The 22,291-nt window shown below is 61.2% G+C and carries 22 protein-coding genes and 1 other RNA gene; 11 read left to right on the top strand and 12 right to left on the bottom strand.

Translation table 11 applies throughout. The features are described 5' to 3' along the window. Window positions 1-29: 29 nt before the first annotated feature. From rcdA to C5750_RS13800, 4 genes are all read right to left on the bottom strand, one after another. A complete protein-coding gene (gene rcdA / locus C5750_RS13815) occupies window positions 30-560 on the bottom strand; it encodes a protease adaptor protein RcdA (protein ID WP_105734444.1) in 531 nt (176 codons plus the stop codon). Window positions 561-919: 359 nt separating this feature from the next. Next, window positions 920-2,566: an acyl-CoA synthetase gene (locus tag C5750_RS13810; RefSeq protein ID WP_105734443.1), complete on the bottom strand. Its 1,647-nt coding sequence runs from the start codon at window positions 2,564-2,566 to the stop codon at window positions 920-922. Between the two features lie 100 nt (window positions 2,567-2,666). Then, a complete protein-coding gene (locus C5750_RS13805; RefSeq protein ID WP_105734442.1) occupies window positions 2,667-3,890 on the bottom strand; it encodes an OpgC family protein in 1,224 nt (407 codons plus the stop codon). 140 nt (window positions 3,891-4,030) lie between these two features. Continuing rightward, on the bottom strand, window positions 4,031-4,798 hold the full coding sequence (locus C5750_RS13800; protein WP_105734642.1) for a sulfite exporter TauE/SafE family protein: 768 nt from the start codon (window positions 4,796-4,798) through the stop codon (window positions 4,031-4,033). 235 nt (window positions 4,799-5,033) lie between these two features. On the opposite strand from C5750_RS13800, the gene C5750_RS13795 reads away from it, so the two are divergent. The 7 genes from C5750_RS13795 to C5750_RS13765 all read left to right on the top strand — a co-directional run bounded on the left by C5750_RS13795 (window position 5,034) and on the right by C5750_RS13765 (window position 11,793). Continuing rightward, window positions 5,034-5,690 (top strand): thiamine phosphate synthase, encoded by a 657-nt coding sequence (locus tag C5750_RS13795; protein ID WP_105734441.1) that lies wholly within the window; start codon window positions 5,034-5,036, stop codon window positions 5,688-5,690. Between the two features lie 70 nt (window positions 5,691-5,760). Further along, window positions 5,761-6,798: an SEL1-like repeat protein gene (locus C5750_RS13790; protein ID WP_105734641.1), complete on the top strand. Its 1,038-nt coding sequence runs from the start codon at window positions 5,761-5,763 to the stop codon at window positions 6,796-6,798. Between the two features lie 50 nt (window positions 6,799-6,848). Next, window positions 6,849-8,012, top strand: coding sequence for a M20 aminoacylase family protein (locus tag C5750_RS13785; RefSeq protein ID WP_105734440.1), 1,164 nt, complete (start codon window positions 6,849-6,851; stop codon window positions 8,010-8,012). A 149-nt stretch (window positions 8,013-8,161) separates the two neighbouring features. Beyond that, window positions 8,162-8,725, top strand: a complete 564-nt coding sequence (gene efp / locus C5750_RS13780) for an elongation factor P (protein WP_105734439.1) — start codon at window positions 8,162-8,164, stop codon at window positions 8,723-8,725. 68 nt (window positions 8,726-8,793) lie between these two features. Next, a complete protein-coding gene (locus C5750_RS13775; protein WP_105734438.1) occupies window positions 8,794-9,585 on the top strand; it encodes an inositol monophosphatase family protein in 792 nt (263 codons plus the stop codon). A gap of 151 nt (window positions 9,586-9,736) precedes the next feature. Then, window positions 9,737-10,759, top strand: a complete 1,023-nt coding sequence (locus C5750_RS13770) for a MotA/TolQ/ExbB proton channel family protein (RefSeq protein ID WP_105734437.1) — start codon at window positions 9,737-9,739, stop codon at window positions 10,757-10,759. Between the two features lie 2 nt (window positions 10,760-10,761). Then, window positions 10,762-11,793 carry a peptidoglycan -binding protein gene (locus C5750_RS13765; RefSeq protein WP_105734436.1) on the top strand — a complete coding sequence of 344 codons (1,032 nt, stop codon included), beginning with the start codon at window positions 10,762-10,764 and terminating at the stop codon, window positions 11,791-11,793. Between the two features lie 3 nt (window positions 11,794-11,796). Here the strand turns inward: C5750_RS13765 and C5750_RS13760 are convergent, their stop codons facing one another. Continuing rightward, window positions 11,797-12,147, bottom strand: coding sequence for a DUF1304 domain-containing protein (locus tag C5750_RS13760; RefSeq protein ID WP_105734435.1), 351 nt, complete (start codon window positions 12,145-12,147; stop codon window positions 11,797-11,799). Window positions 12,148-12,245: 98 nt separating this feature from the next. On the opposite strand from C5750_RS13760, the gene C5750_RS13755 reads away from it, so the two are divergent. Further along, window positions 12,246-13,904: an FAD-binding dehydrogenase gene (locus tag C5750_RS13755; protein ID WP_105734434.1), complete on the top strand. Its 1,659-nt coding sequence runs from the start codon at window positions 12,246-12,248 to the stop codon at window positions 13,902-13,904. A gap of 3 nt (window positions 13,905-13,907) precedes the next feature. On the opposite strand, the gene C5750_RS13750 is transcribed toward C5750_RS13755, so the two are convergent. Next, a complete protein-coding gene (locus tag C5750_RS13750; protein WP_105734433.1) occupies window positions 13,908-15,713 on the bottom strand; it encodes an ABC transporter transmembrane domain-containing protein in 1,806 nt (601 codons plus the stop codon). Between the two features lie 206 nt (window positions 15,714-15,919). On the opposite strand from C5750_RS13750, the gene rpmE reads away from it, so the two are divergent. Together rpmE and C5750_RS13740 are read left to right on the top strand one after the other, a co-directional pair. After that, window positions 15,920-16,141, top strand: a complete 222-nt coding sequence (gene rpmE / locus C5750_RS13745) for a 50S ribosomal protein L31 (RefSeq protein WP_105734432.1) — start codon at window positions 15,920-15,922, stop codon at window positions 16,139-16,141. Window positions 16,142-16,228: 87 nt separating this feature from the next. Continuing rightward, the gene (locus C5750_RS13740; protein ID WP_105734431.1) at window positions 16,229-16,699 is read left to right on the top strand and encodes a GNAT family N-acetyltransferase; all 471 of its coding nucleotides are present in this window, start codon (window positions 16,229-16,231) and stop codon (window positions 16,697-16,699) included. Between the two features lie 86 nt (window positions 16,700-16,785). On the opposite strand, the gene C5750_RS13735 is transcribed toward C5750_RS13740, so the two are convergent. The 6 genes from C5750_RS13735 to ssrS all read right to left on the bottom strand — a co-directional run bounded on the left by C5750_RS13735 (window position 16,786) and on the right by ssrS (window position 20,896). Then, window positions 16,786-17,535: a YebC/PmpR family DNA-binding transcriptional regulator gene (locus tag C5750_RS13735; protein ID WP_105734430.1), complete on the bottom strand. Its 750-nt coding sequence runs from the start codon at window positions 17,533-17,535 to the stop codon at window positions 16,786-16,788. Between the two features lie 219 nt (window positions 17,536-17,754). Beyond that, a complete protein-coding gene (locus tag C5750_RS13730; RefSeq protein ID WP_105734429.1) occupies window positions 17,755-18,336 on the bottom strand; it encodes a biotin transporter BioY in 582 nt (193 codons plus the stop codon). Window positions 18,337-18,384: 48 nt separating this feature from the next. Continuing rightward, a complete protein-coding gene (locus tag C5750_RS13725; RefSeq protein WP_105734428.1) occupies window positions 18,385-19,128 on the bottom strand; it encodes a TerC family protein in 744 nt (247 codons plus the stop codon). A gap of 83 nt (window positions 19,129-19,211) precedes the next feature. Continuing rightward, the gene (locus C5750_RS13720) at window positions 19,212-20,036 is read right to left on the bottom strand and encodes a TIGR00282 family metallophosphoesterase (RefSeq protein ID WP_105734427.1); all 825 of its coding nucleotides are present in this window, start codon (window positions 20,034-20,036) and stop codon (window positions 19,212-19,214) included. Between the two features lie 61 nt (window positions 20,037-20,097). Further along, complete coding sequence (locus tag C5750_RS13715; RefSeq protein WP_245421097.1) at window positions 20,098-20,685, bottom strand: 5-formyltetrahydrofolate cyclo-ligase; 588 nt, start codon at window positions 20,683-20,685, stop codon at window positions 20,098-20,100. A gap of 54 nt (window positions 20,686-20,739) precedes the next feature. Next, a non-coding RNA gene (gene ssrS, locus C5750_RS13710) (6S RNA) lies at window positions 20,740-20,896 on the bottom strand. Window positions 20,897-21,435: 539 nt separating this feature from the next. On the opposite strand from ssrS, the gene C5750_RS13705 reads away from it, so the two are divergent. Beyond that, window positions 21,436-22,275 (top strand): AAA family ATPase, encoded by an 840-nt coding sequence (locus C5750_RS13705; RefSeq protein WP_105734426.1) that lies wholly within the window; start codon window positions 21,436-21,438, stop codon window positions 22,273-22,275. Window positions 22,276-22,291 lie beyond the last annotated feature (16 nt).

The raw sequence follows: 22,291 nt of genomic DNA, 5'->3' as shown, positions 1-22,291 counted from the left end.
CGCCGTTGTGCACGATTATCGCGCAGTCATCAGCGATGGGCGAAGGCTGTGGCCAGCAGGCTGATCTGATCCGAGACCGGATTGGTCGTCAGCATCCGCCTCTGGCTGCTGCTGGCGCCTTCGTTGTAAATCTCGTCATCCATCTGGCGGACACGGGCCTGCAGGCGCAATGAACGGTGCACCAGATCGCAGTAATCAAAGGGAATCTCGTCCCAGCCTTCGACGGTTTCCGGGGCGGAATCCGTATCGAGCCGCACTTTCGCCTTTTCGGACAGAACCTGTTCCTGGGTCATTTCTCCGCTGCGCGATGCCCGCTGCAACAATAGCCACGAGGCGACCTGCATGAGACGCGTGGTCAGCCGCATGGATTCGGCCGCATAGAGCGTGGCGGCAACCCGGCTCAGCCGCTTGGCTTCCGCCCGGCCCTCGCCATCGAGATAGGCAGCCGCCTCCTCGACCAGGCCCATGCCTTCATCATAGATATGATTGAACGTTTCCGAGCGGACCATGCGGTCGGCCAGCCGGATTGTATTGTCAGCGTGGTATTCCTGTTCAACCATGTCATGCCCTGTCATTAAAAATCCGCTGATTCTCAAAGCAGCGCTCTCTTACTGGGACAGCAAGCGGATCACCACAACGGCCAACGGACTGTATTCCCCATCAACCTGCCCGTATGCACACATGAGCGCAAGTTTATCCTTAATAAAGGGTTAACGTCAGGGCCGCCGCAGAGATATGAACATAAAAAAAGAGCCGCAAAACGTGGCGGCTCTCAGGAGTCTAACAGGGAGGCGTCAAACAAAGTGGCCAAACCACTTGGTAAGAATCCAGAAAACTGGATGATCAATTTATAGCTTGTAATGCTTAACGAATGGTTAATGCCGACAGTACAGTTGCAATCAATCCGCCCCGCATGGCCTCAATCCCCCATCAGCCTGGCGCGTTTGCGCAGCTCGAACTTCTGGATTTTTCCCGTTGAGGTCTTCGGTATGTCTTCGAACAGCACGTGCCGCGGCACCTTGAAACGGGCGAGCAGGGTGCGGCAATGGGCGATGAGTTCCTCTTCCGTCGCCGCCTGGCCCGGCTTCAGCTCGACGAAGGCGAGCGGCGTCTCGCCCCATTTGTCGTCCGGCCGTGCGACCACCGCGCAGGCGCTCACGGCCGGGAACTTGTAGAGCGCATCTTCCACCTCGATGGATGAAATGTTTTCGCCGCCGGAAATGATGATGTCCTTCGAACGGTCCTTCAGCTGGATATAGCCGTCCGGATACATGACGCCGAGATCGCCGGAGTGAAACCAGCCGCCTGAAAAGGCCGCATCGCTGGCCGGGCGGTTTTTCAGGTACCCCTTCATGACGATATTGCCGCGGAACATCACCTCGCCGATGGTCTCGCCATCGGCCGGCACGGGCTGCATGGTTTCGGGATCGAGCACCGTCAGGTCTTCAAGCGCCGCATAGCGCACCCCCTGCCGCGCCTTCTTGGCGGTGCGCGAGGATGCCTCCAGCGCATCCCATTCATCCTGCCATTCATTGACGACGGCGGGACCGTAGGTCTCCGTCAAACCGTAGAGATGCGTGACGGCAAACCCGGCCTCGGCCATGCCGGCCAGGACGGATTCCGGCGGCGGTGCGGCAGCGGTGTTGAACGTCACCATCTGCGGGAAATCGCGCTTGTCCCTGTCAGCCGCATTGATCAGCACCGACATGACGATCGGCGCCCCGCACAGATGCGTAACGCCAAGATCGGCTATGGCATCGTAGATCTGTTTTGCCCGCACCCAGCGCAGGCAGACATGGGTGCCAAACTGCAGGGCCAGCGTCCACGGAAAACACCAGCCGTTGCAGTGAAACATCGGCAACGTCCACAGATAGACGGGATAGCGCCCCATGCCGGAGGCGACCACATTGCCATACCCCATCAGTGCCGCGCCGCGATGATGATAGACAACCCCCTTTGGATCGCCCGTCGTTCCCGAGGTATAATTGAGCGTGATGGAATCCCACTCGTCGTCGGGCATCGCCCAGGCATAATCCGGGTCGCCGCTGGCAAGGAAGGCTTCGTAGTCCACCGCGCCGAACGGTTCGCCCTGCGGATAGGGTGCATCGGCGGGATATTGCGTGTCGGCGAAATCAATGACCAGCGGCTTGACCCTGGCGAGCGCCAGCGCCTCGCGGAAGACGCCGGAAAATTCCGTATCGACAATGGCGATCCTGGTTTCCGCATGATCGAGCTGGAAGGCGATAACCGCCGCGTCGAGGCGCGTGTTGATCGAATGCAGCACCGCTTTCGTCATGGGCACGCCGAAATGCGCCTCCAGCATGGGCGGCGTGTTGGAGAGCATCACCGTGACCGTATCACCCTTGCCGATGCCGCGGCGCGACAGTGCCGATGCCAGCTGCCGGGTGCGCCGGTAAAACGTGCCGTAGTCAAAGCGCTGCGCACCGTGGATGATCGCCGTTCTCGACGGATAGACCCGCGCCGCCCGCTCCAGGTAGGTCAGCGGCGTCAGCGGCTGGTAATTGGCCGCATTGCGCTCAAGATCACGATCGAAGATTCCACCCATGCACGCCTCCCAACGCTTCGCTTGCGCAAAGCTTAGACCAACGCGGCAAAAGATGGCTATCGGTTTTTCCGGACCGCCCGGCAAAAGCCGGGGCGGGCGGTCAGGAGACCGCCGACTTGGCGGCTCCCGGTTTCATGCCTGAACTCATCGCGGCGGCATTGACCGGCCGGCCGGCAATCACCAGCTTCGATTTCGCCGGCTGTGCCTGTTGCAGGGCGGGACGCTTGTTGCCCCATCCGATGCTCGGCAGCCATTCCAGATAATGCGCCAGGGCAAACTGCGCCATGATTCCGCTGGCGATCAGCAGCGTGTCATCCAGCTCGTCGCCGGGGTTCATCACCTTGACGATCTGCGCGACCATGGCAAGGATCGTTCCGGCAACAAATACGGGCAGTGAATGCTTGCCGAGAATGGCAAGCGGGTGATCTTCCGGTGTCCGCGCCAGGTTGGAAATGGCCGGTACAGAGACGATGACATAGGCGATCGCCAGGATATGCGCCAGGCGGGTCAGCGACAGGAAGGTCTTGTCGAAACCGGTGATCACCATGGGCAATCCCATCGATGTATTGACGCCCCACAGCGGCACCCGCACCCAGATCAATGCCAGCAGGATATAGCCGGCCGCAACGCCGAACAGGTATTTGTTGAACGGGATTTGCCCGCCGCGGCGCATATGCATCACACCGGCAATGCCGATGACGAACAGGAACTGCCATGACAACGGGTTGAGGAACCAGACGCCTTCGGTCGGGTAATTCGGCGGTGCGATCCGGTAGACACCCGACACCAGCCACAGGAGCCCGGACACCCCAACCATCAACGACAGGTTGATATTGGCAAGAAACAGGAACAGCGGCAGCATGAGCAGCAGCACGCCGTACATGGACAGGATATTGTTGTAGCCGAGCTGATGCCCCATCGTCGCAAGGCCAATGAGCGCCTCAGCCGGACTGTCCATCAACGGTCCGATATTGATGAAGGACATGAATTCCGGGCGGTTGAGATAAAGCCCTGCGGCGCAGAAAATCGCCAGCGTGGCGACCGTCGTGAGGATATGGGCGCTGTACAGCGTCGCCGCCCGGCGCCATGCCTTCAGCGTGATCAGGAAGCGGCTGCCCGGTTCAAATTTGGCCCCATAGGCAAGACCGACGGAAATGCCGGAGATCAGCACAAAGGCCTCAGCCGAATCGGAAAACCCGAAATTCCTGTGGGTGAGATGCTCGAAAACGGTTCCCGGCACGTGATTGATGAAGATGGTCAGCAGTGCCAAAGCCCGGAAGACATCAATGCGGGTATCCCGCTGTTTGAGCTGCGTCTGTGTCATAGCGTTCACCCATTCCTGTCATGCAATATTCAATCACAGCACTCCCGGCCTCGTGAGGGAGCGGTACGTCCGACGGTTGCAGTTGATAATGTTTACATAGTCCGAAAGTTGCGATTCGGCTGATCAACTTTCGTTCATAATTATAACAAGGCGGCTAATCCATCGTAGGAAAGCTTCAATCCCATCAACAGGATCATGATGTACATGAAGGGATAGAACACCTCCGGCCGCATGCGTTTGACGATCCACGCGCCGGCGAAGGTGGCCAGCGGTGCGATGGGCACCAGAACCGCCGCCGCCTTGAGGTTTTCGGCATCGAACTGCCCCAGCGCAAAATACGGGATGACCTTCACGGCGTTGACGATCGCGAAGAAAATCACGCTCGTGCCATTATAAACCTTCGGGTCCTGGCGCAGCGGCAGGGCATAGACCTGATAGGGCGGGCCGCCCGCATGCGCGACGAAACTTGTGAACCCGGCGATGGTCGACCAGAAGGTCGCCGCCGCCGCGTTGTGCGGCTGTGCGGCTGCACGCTTGGCCGCGCTTGCGAAGAAATAGCGGGCGAAAAAGATGATCGCGACAGCGCCGACAATGAGCTTGACCATGTCGTCGGTCACCACGGATGCGGTCAGCCAGCCTATGCCAATGCCGAGGAAGGCGCCCGGCAGCATCAGCTTGAGGGTTTTGGCATCACGATAGCCGCGCCAGCTCCACAGGCTGGCGACATCCATGATGATGAGGATTGGCAGCATGATGGCGGCCGCCTGCACCGGCGGCATCACCAGCGCCATCAACGGCACGCCCACCTGCCCCATGGCCCCGCCAAGGCCGCCCTTCGACAGCCCGATCAGGATCGTGGCCGGAATGGCAGCAGCATAGAACCACGGGTTCAACAGGAGATCGTGCATGATGGAAATCCGCAAGGAGGGTCGCTCATCCTTACCCGATGCCATCGGCACTTGAAAAATGCTTTTTGCGGACAACCACCTGTTTGCTACTAAGTAATTACGTCGTAAGACTAATATGCAACAGGGTGTGATGGGCGCGGCATTGAAAAGACTGTTCAAATGAACGGCCATCCTCTATGCCCGAATTCCATCACGATTGCCCATTCTATAGAGAACGATTGTAAGGTTGCAGCTCATGAACAACGAACAAACACCCCAACGCTGCCGTATCGTTCTGATCGCGCCTCCGGCCGCGACTGCCGACGAACTGGCCGGGAAACTCAGCGAAGCCTTGTCGGGCGGCGATGTCGCCTCGGTGCTGCTGCCTGCCTATGAGACGGACGAAACCCTGTTCCAGAGCATGGCCGAAGCTGCGGTTCCGGTCATTCAGAATGCGGGCGCTGCCGCCATCATTGTCGGCAACACGCAGATTGCCGGACGGGTCAAGGCCGACGGCCTGCATCTTGAAGGGCCAGCCGCCGACCTTGCCGCCAATGTCGAGCGCTTTTCGCCCAAATTGATTGTCGGGACCGGCAATATCAAGAACCGTCACACGGCGCTCGAAATCGGCGAAGCCCAGCCGGATTATGTCCTGTTCGGCAAGATCGGCGCGGACACGACACCCGAAGCCCATCCGCGCAATGTCGAGCTGGCGGACTGGTGGGCATCGATGATCGAGATTCCCTGCATCGTCCAGGCGGGCAACACGCTGGAAAGCATCGCCGATGCGGCCGCCACCGGTGCGGAGTTCATCGCCCTCGGCGCCGCGGTTTTCGGCAACGACAAACCGGCGGATGCCATCAGGGAAGCGAACCGGCTGCTCGACGAGCACGCGCCGCGATTTGAGGAATAGGCCCATGGGAGCAAAATCCGCAAACCTCGTTTGCGCCGTCGCGGCCGTGCTTGCAGCCTTCCCGCTCCTCATGCAGGGCGCGACAGCCCAGACGGCACCGGCAGCCCAGGAATCGCCGGTTCCCCCCGCCCCGGCAACAAGCCAGGCGCCATCGGTAACATCCGCGCCGACCGACGCGCCCCAGCATCTGGAAACGCCGCAGACAACGCCCAAGCAGGACCGGCCGAAACTTGCCAGCGATCCCGCCGCCGACATCGTCAACCCGACGCGCTTTGGCAAGGGAGCGGTGGACGAGGCATTCGGCGCCTACCAGCGCGGCCTCTACAAGACTGCCTATAATCTCGCCCTGCCCCGCGCCGAAAATGGCGATGGCGCTGCCCAGGTGCTGGTTGCCGATATGCTTGCCCGTGGTCTCGGCATACCGGTCAACCTGCCCGAATCGGCCAAATGGTACGGCAAGGCCGCCGATCAGGGCGTTCCGGAAGCCCAGTTCCGCTACGGCGCGATCCTGCTCCAGGGCAAGTATGCGCCCAAGGACCCGGCCAGGGCCAAGACGCTCATGAAGGCAGCCGCCGATGGCGGCAATGCCATGGCCCAGTTCAATTACGGCCAGATACTGATGCAGGAGCATCCCGGCTCCACCGGTCTCGACAGTGCCTATCCCTGGTTCCTGAAGGCGGCGGCACAGGGTTTGCCCGATGGCAGCTATGCGGTCAGCCAGATTCTGGCCAACGGTACGCTCGCCGTTCCGCGCGACGACGCCAGGGCCCGCGAATATCTCGCCAAGGCGGCAAACCGCGGATACGACACGGCGCAGCTCGATCTCGGCCGCTGGCTGGTCGAGGGACGCGGCGGCCCGCGCGATTATGTGTCGGGTTTCGGCTGGACCCTGCGCGCTGCCGTAGGCGGTAATGTCGCAGCACAGGCACAGCTGGCAAAGCTTTACTATCAAGGCCTCGGCGTGGAAGGTGACAGCGTCAAGGCAGCCGCCTGGTACATGGTTGCCAGACGCGCCGGATTGACCGATCCCGAACTTGACTCTTTCATGGACGGCCTTGACGACGACCAGATAAAGGCTGCCCTGACCGAAGCCAATAAAATGCGCTGACCGGCAGCCGGGCTTTTAGTGCGCCACACGATCAGAAAGGGAACTTCACCATGCCGTTGATCAACCGAGTTCATGAAATGCAACCTGATGTCGCCGAATGGCGCCGGCATCTGCATGAGAATCCGGAAATCCTCTACGACGTGCATGAGACCTCCCGCTTTGTCGCGGAGAAACTGCGCTCCTTCGGCTGCGACAGTGTCGAGACCGGCATCGGCCAGACCGGCGTGGTCGGGATCATCCGCGGCCGCCATGGCGACGGGCCGGTGATCGGCCTGCGTGCCGACATGGATGCCTTGCCCATCCTTGAAGCCAGCGGCAAGCCATGGGCCTCGAAGACCAAGGGCAAGATGCATGCCTGCGGCCATGACGGCCATACCGCCATGCTGCTCGGCGCGGCGCAGTATCTTGCCGAAACCCGCAATTTCAAAGGCTCGGTCGCGGTCATTTTCCAGCCGGCCGAAGAAGGCGGCGCCGGAGCGCTGGCCATGATCAATGACGGCCTGATGGACCGGTTCTCGATCAAGGAAGTCTATGGCATGCACAATGCGCCGGGCCTGCCCGTTGGCCAGTTCGCCCTGCGCAAGGGCTCCATCATGGCGGCGACCGACGAATTCGAGATCAAGGTCATCGGCCGCGGCGGACATGCCGCCAAGCCGCATACCACAATCGACCCCGTGGTCGTCTCCGCCCATACGGTTCTCGCCCTGCAGTCATTGGTGTCGCGGGAAACCGACCCGCTCAAATCGCTGGTCATCTCGGTGGCGATGATTCACGGCGGCGATGCGACCAATGTCATTCCCAACGCCGTGACGCTTTCGGGTACGGTGCGCACGCTGATGCCGGAAGTGCGCGACTTCGCCCGCAAGCGCGTGACCGAAGTGGCCGAAGCGACGGCTGCCATTTTCGGTGCGCGCGCCGAAGTCAAATATGATCAGGGCTATCCGGTGACGTTCAACCATGACCGCGAGACGGATTTTGCCACGGGCGTCGCACAGCTGATTGCCGGCGACAGCGCCGTGAACACCAACATGCCGCCAGTCATGGGTGCCGAGGATTTTTCCTACATGCTGGAAAAGCGCCCCGGCGCCTTCATATTCCTTGGCAATGGCGACACGGCGGCCCTGCACAATTCGGCCTATGATTTCAATGACGATGCCATTCCCTACGGCATCAGCTATTGGGTTTCCGTGGCGGAAACGGCGCTCGCCGCTTAGTTCCCGAGGCTTAGCCGCGAAAAGGGCCGCAACCGGCTCTTTTTGCGCTTTCTCTTGCCTATCGCGCGATTTTGTGGTCTTGGAGGCGCCAATATCGGCTGCCGCCGAGACGTCGGCGCCCGGTTTCCAACACCAATCCGGATAAACAAATGAAAATCAACGGCAATGAAATCCGTCCTGGCAATGTGATCGAACATGATGGCGGCCTGTGGGTGGCCGTCAGGACGAACGCGGTCAAGCCCGGCAAGGGCGGCGCCTACAATCAGGTCGAACTGAAGAACCTCATCAACGGCACCAAGCTCAACGAGCGCTTCCGCGCCGCTGAAACCGTCGAAAAGGTCCGCCTCGAACAGAAGGATTTCTCCTTCCTCTACGAACAGGGCGACGCGCTTATATTCATGGACACCGCCAGCTACGAGCAGCTTGAGCTGCAGAAGGATTTCGTCGGCGACCGTGCCGCGTTCCTGCAGGACGGCATGATGGTAACCGTTGAACTCTACGACGAACGTCCGATCGGCATTTCCCTGCCTGACTATGTCACGCTCGCCATCACCGAGGCAGACCCGGTCGTCAAGGGTCAGACGGCGGCGTCGTCCTACAAGCCGGCCGTGCTTGAAAACGGCATTCGCGTTCTGGTTCCGCCGTTCATTTCGTCGGGCGAACGCATCATCGTCGACACCAACGAACTGACATACGTCCGCCGCGCTGACTAAGCCGGCATTACCGGGCGCTGCATCGGCCAGCGCCCGCATCAACGAATTCAGACGGAGAATGACCTGAAATGGCGCGTTCAGCGATCCTCAATGTAATGGTGCAGGCTGCTATGAAGGCCGGCCGCTCCCTGGCGCGCGATTTCGGCGAAGTGCAGAATCTGCAGGTCTCGCTCAAGGGTCCCGGCGACTATGTCAGCCAGGCCGACCGCAAGGCCGAGGAAATCATCTATGCGGAACTGCGCCGGGCCCGTCCCGACTACAGTTTCCTGATGGAAGAAACCGGCGCGGTCGAGGGCAGCGACAGCCAGCACCGCTGGCTGGTTGATCCGCTCGACGGCACCACCAACTTCCTGCACGGCATTCCACTGTTTGCGGTTTCCATCGCGCTCGAACGCCAGGGCCAGATCGTTGCCGGCGTGATCTTCAATCCTGCCATGGATGAGCTTTACACCGCTGAACGCGGCGGCGGCGCCTTTCTCAATGACCGCCGTCTGCGCGTCTCCGGCCGCATCAAGCTGGTCGATTCCGTCATCGGCACCGGCGTGCCGCATCTCGGCCGCGGCCATCACGGCGATTATCTCGTGCAGCTGCGCAATGTCATGGGCGAAGTCTCCGGCATCCGCCGCATGGGTGCCGCAGCGCTTGATCTGGCCGCTGTCGCGGCGGGCCGCTTTGACGGCTTCTGGGAAGACGGCCTGTCCCCCTGGGATACGGGTGCGGGCATCATCATGGTGCGCGAAGCCGGCGGTTTTGTCACCGATTTCGATGGCAGCCAGGATGTGGTCGAAAGCAAATCGATCGTTGCCGGCAATGAAGCCATCCAGCGGGCGCTGCTGAAGACATTGAAGAAGCCGATCTGAACAATATCCGGCCCTCCGGCCGCATTGTACCTTCCATTTTTACCTTGATTTCGGTTAGGGTCGCACAAACCGATTTGGGTTTGTGCGATTTCCGTTCGTCCACTGACGCGAACGAGGTTGCTTGGCGCGTGGCGAATGCGGAGACGATGCAATGGCTGATTTCAGTTCAACCCGCCGGGTCATGGACGGTGACGATTATGACCCGTACCGGCTTTCCAGCCCGCGGCTTGTGCTTTTGTCGATGGCGATCTTCCTGGCCATCGTCGCCTTTCTCGCCGCTATTCTCTTTCGCCAGATTTCCGTGTTCTTCACCACAAATCCCGGCCTCAACGGCCTGATCATCGGCGTTTTGGTCGTCGGCATTCTCCTCGCCTTCGGTCAGGTCATCCGGCTCTTTCCCGAGGTGCGCTGGGTCAATTCCTTCCGCCGCGGCAATTCCGATCCCAACACCAAGCCGGTCATGCTTGCTCCCATGCGTGCCCTGATCGGACGGCGCCAGTCCATGGCGCTGTCGACCAATGCCATGCGCTCCATGCTCGACTCCATCGCCACGCGGCTCGATGAAACGCGCGATGTCTCGCGCTATCTCATCGGCCTCCTGGTGTTCCTCGGCCTGCTCGGCACGTTCTGGGGTCTTCTGGAAACCATCGGCTCCATCGGCCAGACCATCCAGTCGCTCGATCCGCGTGCGGGCGATGCGAATGGTGTTCTCGATGCGCTCAAGGCCGGCCTGCAATCGCCGCTCAAGGGCATGGGCACGGCATTCTCGTCGTCGCTGTTCGGCCTTTCCGGTTCGCTTGTCCTCGGTTTTCTCGATCTGCAGGCGGGCCGCGCCCAGAACCGCTTCTACACCGAGCTGGAAAACTGGCTGTCCAGCGTCACCGATCTTGGATCGGACCTGCATGCGCTCGATGGTCTTAACAGCGGCACCACGGACGAGCTGCGCTCGCTCTCCGAACGGCTGCAGAACATCCAGGAAACGGGCGGCTCCAGCCAGCGCACGACCGCAGCGCTCGCAAGCCTGGCCGAAGGCATCCAGGGTCTGGTCAAGAACATGCGCTCCGAACAGCAGATGATGCGCGACTGGGTGGAAAAACAGGCCGAAGAACAGAAATCCATGCGTGAAACGCTCGCCAGGCTTAGCGATAACGTCGCCCGCCGCAGGGACAACTGAGAATGGCGCTCGGTCGCACCCGCCGCGCCATCCGCCATGTGGACTACTGGCCGGGCTTCGTCGACGCCCTGTCGACATTGCTGCTGGCGATCATGTTTCTCCTGTCGGTTTTCGTTCTGGCGCAGTTCCTGCTCAGCCAGGAAATCACCGGCAAGGATGCCGTGCTCAACCGCCTGAACTCGCAGATCAACGAATTGACGCAGATGCTGTCGCTCGAACAGGGCAACAAGCAGGATCTGGAAGACACCATCGCCAACCTGCAGGCATCGCTGACCAAGGCGCAGAGCGAGCAATCGCGGCTGCAATCGATGCTGTCGCAGGGTGCGGGCGCCGGAGCAGCCGCGGAAGGCAAGATCAGCGACCTCACCGCCGGTCTTGAAAACGAAAAACAGCTGAGCGCGCGCGCCCTGTCCCAGGTGGAAATTCTCAACCAGCAGATCCTGGCATTGCGCAAGCAGATCGGCGCGCTGGAGGAAGCCCTCAACGCTTCGGAATCCCGCGACAAGGAATCCAATGCCAAGATTGCCGATCTCGGCAAGCGGCTGAACGTTGCCCTCGCCCAGCGCGTGCAGGAGCTCAACCGTTACCGCTCCGACTTTTTCGGCCGCCTGCGTGAAATCCTCTCCGACCGCGAAAATATCCGCATCGTCGGCGACCGCTTCGTCTTCCAGTCCGAAGTGCTGTTCCCCTCGGGTCAGGCGGTGCTGAACGAAGCGGGCAGCGAGGAAATGAAGAAGCTGGCCTTGGCCTTGATCGATCTGCAGAAGGAAATTCCCGACGACATCAACTGGGTTCTGCGCGTCGACGGCCACACGGACACTGTGGCGCTTTCGGGCACCGGCCAGTTCAAGGACAATTGGGACCTTTCCGCCGCGCGCGCCATTTCCGTGGTCAAATTCCTCATCGCCAACGGCGTTTCCGCCAACCGCCTCGTGGCGGCGGGCTTCGGTGAATTCCAGCCGCTGGAGCCGGGCGATACGCCGGAAGTGCGCTCGCGCAACCGCCGTATCGAGCTCAAGCTGACCGAACGCTGATCCCTAAAGAAGGATGAGGGCCGCCAGCGCGACGATCGCCGGCAGGCCCTGCACGAAGAAGATGCGGCGGTTGACCGTGAGCGCGCCGACGATCCCGGCGACAGCAACGCAGCCGAGAAAGAAGACCTTGATGGCAAAGCCCGCTTGGCCGAGCCACAGCCCCCAGGCCAATCCGGCAACCAGAAAGCCATTATAGAGGCCCTGGTTGAGCGCCAGCGCTTTGGATGCGGCGGCGAATTCCGGCGTCAACCGGAAGGTTTTCAGCCCCAGCGGCTTATCCCACACCACCATTTCCAGATACATGAAATAGACATGCAGCAGGGCAACCAGCCCGATGAGAATGTTCGCAATCATCCCTGTCCCCTTTTCACCCCTTGCTGTCCCAATTTCCACCCTTGCGTGCCAACCTTAGCCGCGCAATCATGCCGCTAACAGACCATTGGGAGGGGCGAATGGCAATGGATGCCGATGCGATCATCGTTGGGGCCGGGTTATCGGGGCTTGTCGCCGCAAACGAATTGGCTCAGGCGGGCAAGAAAGTCATTCTCCTCGAACAGGAGGGCGAGAATTCCGTCGGCGGGCAGGCCTTCTGGTCGCTTGGCGGCCTGTTTTTCATCGACAGCCCCGAACAGCGCAGGCTCGGCATCAGGGATTCCTTCGAACTCGCCCGGCAGGACTGGCTGGGTTCGGCGCAGTTCGACCGTGCCGAGGACCACTGGCCGAAACAATGGGCCGACGCCTATCTGCAGTTTGCCGCCGGTGAAAAGCGCAGCTGGCTGCATTCGCTCGGCATGCGCTGGTTCCCGGTTGTCGGCTGGGCCGAGCGCGGCGGCGCGCTGGCAAGCGGTCATGGCAATTCCGTCCCGCGCTTTCATCTGACCTGGGGCACGGGCCCCGGTGTGGTCGCACCCTTCGAACGCCTGCTGCGTGAGGCTATTGCCAAAGGCCTGATCACGCTCAAATGCCGCCACCGCGTCAATGCCCTGACGACAACCAATGGCGCCGTGACGGGGGTCAGCGGCGATATACTGGAACCATCGAAGGTGGAGCGCGGCCAGCAGTCGGGACGCGAGGCGGCGGGCGGTTTCGAGCTGTCCGCGCCGGCCGTGATCGTCACCTCAGGCGGCATCGGCGGCAATCCCGAACTGGTCAAGCGCAACTGGCCGCGCGACAGGCTTGGCAATCCGCCCGAAAATATGGTCGTGGGCGTTCCCCACCACGTGGATGGCCGCATGATCGATATCACGGTGAAAGCCGGCGGCAGCGTCATCAATGCGGATCGCATGTGGCACTATACCGAGGGCCTGAAGAACTGGAATCCCATCTGGCCGAACCACGGCATCCGCATTCTACCCGGTCCTTCGTCGCTGTGGTTTGACGCCAAAGGCAATCGCTTCCCGGCGCCTTACTTTCCGGGCTTCGATACGCTGGGAACGCTCAAGCACATCCTGTCGACCGGATACGGCTATTCCTGGTTCGTGCTGACGCAGAAGATCATCGAGAAGGAATTTGCCCTGTCCGGTTCCGAGCAGAACCCCGACATGACCGGCAAGGACTGGAAACTGCTCCTGAAGAACCGCCTCGGCAAGGGGGCGCCGCCGCCGGTGGAGGCCTTCAAACAGCACGGCGAGGATTTCGTGGTGCGTGACAACCTGCAGGATCTGGTCAAGGGCATGAACGCGCTGACCGGCGACAATCTGATCGACCACGACCATCTCCGATACCAGATCGAGGCGCGCGACCGCGAGATCGGCAACAAATATTCGAAGGATGCCCAGATCACCGCGATGCGCGGCGCACAGAATTATATCGGCGACCGGCTGACCCGCATTGCCAAGCCGCACCGGATTCTCGATCCGAAGGCTGGCCCGCTGATTGCCGTGCGGCTCAATATCCTGACCCGCAAGACGCTGGGCGGATTGCACACCAACCTGAAATCGCAGGTCCTGGATGCGGCGGGCGTGCCTGTTCCCGGCCTCTATGCGGCAGGCGAAGCCGCCGGTTTCGGCGGCGGCGGCTATCAGGGCTACAACGCGCTGGAAGGCACCTTCCTCGGCGGCTGCATCTTTTCCGGACGGTCCGCCGGTCGGGCGGCCGCAGGCAGGGGCTGAACCCTACTCGGCCGCGCCCTTGAAGGCGTCCGCGCCCGCTTCGAACTGCAGCTTGGCAAGGTTCGCGTAGATCCCGTTCTTCTTGACGAGGCTCTGGTGCGTGCCTTCCTCGACGATGCGGCCGTCATTCATGACAAGGATGCGGTCCGCCTTGAGGACCGTCGCCAGCCGGTGCGCGATGACCAGTGTCGTACGCCCCTGCATCAGGTGTTCGAGACCCTTCTGCACCAGAATTTCACTTTCCGCATCGAGCGCCGACGTGGCCTCATCGAGCAGCAGGACCGGTGCATCGCGCAGGATCGCCCGCGCAATGGCGATGCGCTGGCGCTGGCCGCCGGACAGCGTCACGCCGCGTTCGCCGACCTGCGTCTCATAGCCATGGTCGAGTGCCTCGATGAAATCGTGGGCGAGCGCCGCCCTGGCCGCCGCCTCGATGTCCGCGGTGCTGGCACCGGGCCGGCCGAAGCCGATATTCTCGCGCGCTGTCGCGGCAAAGATGGTGGTATCCTGCGGCACGATGGCAAGGCGCGCCCGGACCGCTGCAGGATCGGCATCGCGCAGGTCGACGCCATCCACCCGGATGCTGCCCGACACGGGATCGTAATAGCGCAGCAGCAGCGAAAACACGGTGCTCTTGCCAGCGCCGGAGGGACCGACAATGGCGACGGTTTCGCCCGGCTTGATCTCGAAATCGAGGCCGCGCAATGCCGGTGCATCGGGCCGCGTCGGATAATTGAAGTGGACATCCCTGAAAACAACGGAGCCAACAGGCGGTTCCGGCAGCGAAACGGGGTTGAGCGGCGTAGCAATGGCGGGCTTTTCCGCCATGATCTCCATCAGCCGTTCTGCCGCTCCGGATGCCTGCGACAGCTCGCCCCAGACTTCCGACAGCGCCCCGAGCGCCCCGGCGGCAAACACCGCATAGAGCAGGAACTGACCGAGCGTGCCCGGCGTGATGGTTCCGGCCAAAACGTCGCGCGAGCCGAACCAGAGCACGGCCACCACACTGGAAAAGATCATGAAAATCGCAAAGGCGGTCAACACGGCGCGCGCCTTGACCGAGGAACGGGCCGCGGCAAAGGCATCCTCGACGGCGGAACCGAACCGCCCCGTCGCCAGCGCTTCGTTGGTGAAGGCCTGCAGGGTGCGCACGGAGATGATGGATTCGCTGGCATAGGCCGTGGCATTGGCCAGCGTGTCCTGGGCATTGCGCGAGCGGCGCCGCACCGACCGGCCGAAGGCGACCAGTGGAATGATGATCACGGGAATGGCGGCAATCACCAGTCCGGACAGTTTGGCGCTGGTGATGACCATCATGACGATCGCGCCGAAGGCCAGAATGAGATTGCGCAGGGCAATGGAGGCAGTGGCACCCACCGCCGATTTGATCTGCGTGGTATCGGCCGTCAGCCGCGAAACGATTTCACCCGACTGCGTGCTGTCGAAAAACGCGGGTGACAATGTGGTGAGGTGCGCGAAAACATCGCGGCGCAGATCCGAGACAATGCGCTCGCCGAGCGTAATGACGAAATAATAGCGCCCGGCGGATGCGACGGCGAGCGCAGCGGCCAGAACAATCAGCATGCCGAAATAATTGTCAATAAAGGCGCCGTTCGAACCGGAAAAGCCGTGATCGATCATCCGGCGCACTGCCAGCGGAAGGATGAGCGTGGTCACCGCTGCAATGCTCAGCGAGATCAGGGCGCCGATCACCATCCCCCTGTAACGGGACATATAGGGGAAGATGCGCTGCAGCGGCTTGAGCGAGCGCCGCTTCTTTTCTGCTTCTGCGTAAGCCGTGTCGGCCATATTTTTCAAGTCTTCCTGTATCGCATCGTGACTTTGCTGCCGGATGGCCTTGTTATTGTTTTAAGGCTGATGTATAGGCTCGCCAACAGTTTTGGAAGCCCACGTTTCTGTGACGTTTGGCTTCATCTCTACCAATCGGCTCCGAACCGGCCCTCCGCACCCTGTGTGGCTCTGGTTTTGTGCCCCTTAAGTTCAGGATAAGACAGATGAGAGCCAATATTCATCCAGACTACCACACCATCAAGGTTGTGATGACAGACGGCACCGAATACACAACCCGTTCCACATGGGGCAAGGAAGGCGATACGATGAACCTCGATATCGATCCGACCACGCATCCGGCATGGACCGGCGGTTCGCAGCAGCTCACCGACCGTGGCGGCCGCGTTTCCAAGTTTAAGAGCCGTTTCGCCAATCTGGGTATTTAATCCCTTCGGCATACCGGATTTCAAAACGGCTCTGCTCACGCGGGGCCGTTTTGCTTTGTGAGGGGATCGTGAAGCGCGGAGGAAACCATGCGGAAGGGACACGAAAAACTCGTACGGGCCACCATGGGCGATGCAGATGCCGTGCGCAGCCTCGTCCGCTCGGCCTATGCCAAATGGATACCGGTGATTGGCCGTGAACCCAAGCCGATGGGCGCTGACTACGAACATGCGGTCCAGCACCATCTTGTCGATCTGCTCTATGCCGATGGCGAACTGGCGGGCCTCATCGAGATGATCCGGGAAACCGGTTGTCTCCTGATCGAGAATGTCGCTGTCGCGCCAGCCTTTCAAGGCCGCGGCTATGGCAGGCTGCTCCTGACCCACGCGGAGGCTCTGGCCGGTTCGCTCGGTTTGCGCGAAATACGGCTTTACACCAACAAGATGTTTGCCGAAAACATCGCGCTTTATCTCAAGCTTGGTTACACCATCGACCGCGAAGAGCCGTTTTTGGGCGGTATTGCCGTGCATATGCGCAAACCCATCCCCCGCTACGCCTGAACCCTTCCGCCGCATCCCCCCTTGAGCGCGCATAAAAGCCCGCTGGTCTGAGACCAGCGGGCTTTCTTGTAAACCTCGTCAGACAATCAGGCGGCGCTGAGCTTGGCCAGAACTTCGTCGCTGACTTCAAAATTGGCATAGACGTTCTGCACGTCGTCGTCATCGTCAAGCGTTGCGATCAGGCGCAGAACAGACTGGGCCTTTTCCTCATCGACCGGCGCCGTGGTCTGCGGCTTCCAGATGGCCTTGATGGACTCGGCTTCGCCGAGCGCGCTTTCCAGCGCCTTGGACACATCGCCAATGTCTTCGAATGCGCAAAGGATGGTGTGGCCGTCTTCATCGGTCTGCGCGTCATCCGCACCGGCCTCGATCGCCGCATCCATGATCTTGTCGGCGCTGCCGGCTTCCGGCTTGTAGGTGATTTCGCCGACACGGCTGAACATGAAGCCGACCGAACCGGTTTCGCCCAGCGCACCGCCTGATTTGGTGAACGCAGCGCGCACATTCGATGCGGTGCGGTTGCGGTTATCCGTCAGCGCCTCGACGATGACAGCGACGCCGCCCGGACCGTAGCCTTCATAGCGCACTTCTTCGTAGTTATCGCCGTCGCCGCCCGCTGCCTTCTTGATGGCGCGTTCGATGTTGTCCTTCGGCATCGACTGGGCGCGCGCGTTCTGCACCGCAAGGCGCAGGCGCGGGTTCATTGCCGGGTCGGGCAATCCCTGTTTGGCGGCCACGGTGATTTCGCGTCCGAGCTTGGAGAAAATCTTCGACCGAACGGCGTCCTGACGCCCTTTGCGGTGCATAATGTTTTTAAACTGTGAATGGCCTGCCATGGCACCCCTGCGTGCTTAGATATGGTTCTGCCGTTTCCCTTGGAAGCCTGCGAACCAAGTCTGCAGGCTGTTCTGGCGGAAACAGGCGTCTGGAATGGCGCCCTTATAGGTAAAAACCGGCGTCTCGTCCAGCACCCGCGCGATCACAATGGGGGAAGTTGCAACCGCGTATCGCCATAGCCGGCATGCACGCAAGATGACGCGCATGCCGGCCGATGGTTAAAACAGGCGCGCGGCGATGCCCGAGCGGCGGAGCATTTCGATTGCCGCCGCAGCCAGCGCCGACTTCAGCACGGCACCGATCAGGAACGGAGCAACGCCGGAAGCCCAGGCGGCGTCGATGCCGAAGAGATGCGCCAGCCACGAAGCGCCAAGGGCGAGGCAGAGCAGGTTGCCGGCCAGCATGACCGCAGCCGATACGAACGGGTTGCGGGTCAGGCCGCGTTCAGCCAGGAAGCCGACGGCGGCGGCAACGACCGGGAAGGCCGCGAGATAACCGGCGGTCGGCCCGGCAAAATAAAGCAGGCTGCCAGCGCCGCCGGCCAGAACCGGCATGCCGATCATCGCTTCGCCCAGCCAGGCAAGCACGGTCAGGCCACCCAGACGCCAGCCGTAAAGCGCGCCGACCATCGTTACGGCAAAGGTCTGCATGGTGACGGGCACGGGAAACATCGGCACTTCGATCCACGAGCTGACGGCAAGGAAGGCCGTGCCGATCAGAACGGCCAGAGCCTTGAAGGCAATGGAGCGTTCCGCCAGCCTCAGCGGGACGAAAGCGGCGGGGAAAGTGGTCTGGGTCATGGAAGTTCTATCCTCAAACGTATGTTACAGAAACGGGCGCGGTTGGCTTCAACGCTTTTTTCTAGCCTTGCGTGCCAGCATGTTAAGCGCTTCGACCAGCGCCGAGAAGCCCATAGCCGCGTAAATATAGCCTTTGGGCACATGAAAACCGAAGCCATCGGCAATCAGCGTCATGCCGATCATCAGGAGGAAACCGAGGGCCAGCATGACAATCGTCGGGTTGGCTGCGATGAATTTCGACAGCGGCTCGGCGGCCAGCAGCATGACCGTGACTGCGGCGATGACGGCAATGACCATGATGGCGATCTCGTCGGTCATGCCAACCGCAGTGATGATGGAATCGACCGAGAAGACCATGTCGAGCAGCAGGATCTGGAACACCGCCGCGCCCAGGCCGAGCGTCACCGCCTTGCCGATCATATCCTCCTTGGCATCCTCCGGGTCGACCGTGTGGTGGATTTCCTTCGTTGCCTTCCACACCAGAAACAGGCCACCGGCGATCAGGATGAGATCGCGCCACGAGAAGCCGCGGCCGAAAGCCTCGAACACCGGTTCCGTCAGCTGTACGATGATCGAGATGGTGAACAACAGGATGAGGCGCAGGATCAGTGCAGCGCCGATACCAATGCGGCGGGCTCGGGCCTGCTGCTCCTGCGGCAGCTTGTTGGTCAGGATGGAGATGAAAATCAGGTTGTCGATGCCGAGCACGACCTCCATGACCACCAGCGTGACCAGCGCTATGAGACCGGATGGCTGATAGATGAAGTCGAAGTGGGAGATGAGCGTTTCCATGGGGCCGTTCCTAGGGTCGAGACCGGATGGCAGCAGTGCAGGCAGGTGACCCGGCGCGATGGGTTGCGCCGGGTTGTATTCATCTATTTCCAGAATGCGGGAATGGTTTCCTCCAGCCGCGGACCGATCCGCAACGGTGAAATCCTTTCGGCAAGCCCGGTGCGGTCGGAAATATCCACACCGACACCGCAGATCGTCGCCTTGCCGCTCGCGGCTTCAAACCGGCCCTTCGGCACCTTCGACAGAAAGCGGTTCAGCGGCTCTTCCTTGTCCATGCCGAGCGATGAATCGTAATCGCCGCACATGCCGGCGTCGGACATATAGGCCGTTCCGCCATTGAGGATCTGCGCATCGGCAGTCGGCACGTGGGTGTGCGTGCCGACGACGAGGCTGGCGCGGCCATCGACGAAATGACCAAAACACTGCTTTTCGCTGGTGGCTTCCGCATGGAAGTCGAACACCACGGCATCGGCCTGTTCGCCGAGCGGACAGGCGGCGAGAATCTCCTCGCCGATGGTGAAGGGGTCATGCAGGTCCGGATGCATGAAGACGCGGCCCATGATGTTGGAAACCAGCACGCGCGCGCCGTTCTTGGCAAGAAACACCCCAGATCCCTTGCCGGCCGTGCCGAGCGGGAAATTCGCCGGGCGCAGGAAACGCTGCTCGCGGGAGGCGAAAACCAGTGCTTCCCGCTGGTCCCAGACGTGATTGCCCGTCGTGATCACATCGGCCCCGGCATTGATCGTGTCGTGAAAGATTTCCTCGGTGATGCCGAAGCCGCCAGCCGCGTTCTCGCCGTTGACGATGACGAAATCGAGCTTGAGATCAGATATCAGCCCCGGCAGCCGCTCGTAGACCGCCGTCCGGCCCGAACGCCCCACCATATCCCCAAGAAACAGTAATCTCACGCGCACATCCTGAAAGAGAGCCCCGGTCCTTGCCAGAGCCTGAAATGATCGATTTATCCGTCTAGCGGAAGCGGCGCAACCCGCTTTCCGTCAGGATCGCCTCCAGCGGCACATCATGCGGCTCATCGGGCACGGTTTCAACCTGCTGGCAATCAAACGCCACCCCGATCAGGCGCGGGTTCACACCCTTGACCTGCAGATGCGCGATGGCCCGGTCGTAATAGCCCGCGCCATAGCCGATGCGGTGCCCCCTGACGTCGAAAGCCGCCAGCGGCACCAGCATGAGCGACGGGTCGAGTACGGCGGCATCTTCCGGCGGCCCCGCCGTACCGAAGCCCGTATCGATCATCGGCGCACCGCGCACCAGTTCGCGGAAAAGGATCGTCTGCTTGTCGATGATGGCGGGCAGGCAGAGCCGTGCACCGCGCTCGCGCAGACCGAAAAGCAGCGGGCGCAGATCCACCTCCGAGCGGATCGGCCAGAACCCCGAGACAATCGTGCCCGCATCGATGGCCAGCGCCGCCAGGCCGAAATCGGCAATGCGCATCGAGGCTTCGATGCGGAATTCCGCTGTCAGCGCATCGCGGCGGCCAAGAGCCTCCAGGCGCAGTTTCTTCTTCAGTTCCTTGATGGGGGAGTGGTGCTGCACGGGCTTGATTTCATGAGGCGCCGGCACGCGAACCGGCTCGGGATGAAACAAAAGTGGCGTCCACACAACCGATGGAGAAGTCGATCCCGGGAACCTACAAAGTAGGTGGGTGCCGTGTGAAGAAGCCCACGGGCCTCCTCAGGGACAGCTCCCTAAGGGATCATTAAGGCCCCGGGGAATATGTCTCTCCTGTCGAGAAGCGCAGAGCGCCGATCTGAATATAGGACGGATGCCGGCATTGCACCAGTGCGCGGCAACCGATTTTCCCTCCCCGCACAATCTTTGTCGCATAATGATTGTGGATGCTTGGGTCACCCGCTCTAGGCGGCAGCCCAGAGGGGGGTGAAAAATAATTGGGGTGAAACTTATCCACGTTCTCCCATCCTCGCTTATTCTCATTCCTGTCCTTTCCGGCGGGAATGCTTCCGGAAACCTTCGAAAGTCGGGAAAGGATCGGCGCTTCGGCCATGCAGGGAGGAAAACCTCGTGCGGCCGGGGAGGTTTGGCTCGGTGGTGAAACATCGGGCAAAAACCTCAAAAAACGCCGGGGCGGGTGGTCCTTGGATCGCAAGCATCGCATACAGACTACCCCAAGACCCGCGTTCCAAGGACCGCCCGTCATTCTCCTCTCTCAACAGCCAGACGCAAAAGCGGGCGTGGCAACGGGGAAACCGTATTCCCCCATCCCCGGCGCCTCTTGCCCTCCTCCCGCACGCCCCCTAATCTTCCACGATCACGAAAGGGAATGCGATGCGGTTTGAAGGTACAGCGGCCTATGTGGCCGACAAGGATCTGATGGTGGCGGTCAATGCGGCGATTGCGCTTGAACGGCCGCTGCTGGTCAAGGGCGAGCCCGGCACCGGCAAGACCGAGCTTGCGCGGCAGATTGCGGCGGCGCTCGATCTGGAACTGGTCGAATGGAACGTCAAATCCACCACCAAGGCGCAGCAGGGCCTCTACGAATATGATGCCGTCAGCCGCCTGCGCGATTCGCAGCTCGGCGATGCGAAATTCAACGACATCGCCAACTACATCAAGCCCGGCAAGCTGTGGCATGCCTTCACGACGGACCGCAAAGTCGTGCTGCTGATCGACGAGATCGACAAGGCGGATATCGAATTCCCCAACGATCTCCTGCAGGAGCTCGACCGCAACGAATTTCACGTCTACGAAACAGGCGAGACGATCCGCGCCGTGCACCGGCCGATCGTCATCATCACCTCCAACAATGAAAAGGAGCTGCCCGATGCGTTTCTGCGCCGCTGTTTCTTCCACTATATCCGCTTTCCCGATGTCGACACGCTGACGAAAATCGTCGCGGTGCATTATCCCGGCATCAAGCAGAACCTCGTGCGCGCCGCGCTTACCCAGTTCTATGAAATCCGCGATGTGCCTGGCCTGAAGAAGAAGCCGTCGACCTCCGAAGCGCTGGACTGGATCCGCCTGCTGGTTGCCGACGATATCGCGCCGGAAGACTTGCGCGCTGACCCGAAGAATGCCTTGCCGAAACTGCATGGCGCCCTGCTGAAGAACGAGCAGGACGTGCATCTGTTCGAGCGGCTGGCCTTCATGGCGAGGAGGCAGGGATGACCCTCTCCATCAAGAG

Origin of the sequence: Phyllobacterium myrsinacearum (assembly GCF_002980555.1) — a bacterium.
Lineage (GTDB): Bacteria > Pseudomonadota > Alphaproteobacteria > Rhizobiales > Rhizobiaceae > Phyllobacterium > Phyllobacterium myrsinacearum.
The sequence above is the reverse complement of the archived record's forward strand: the minus strand, read 5'-3'. Positions and strand labels throughout refer to the sequence as shown.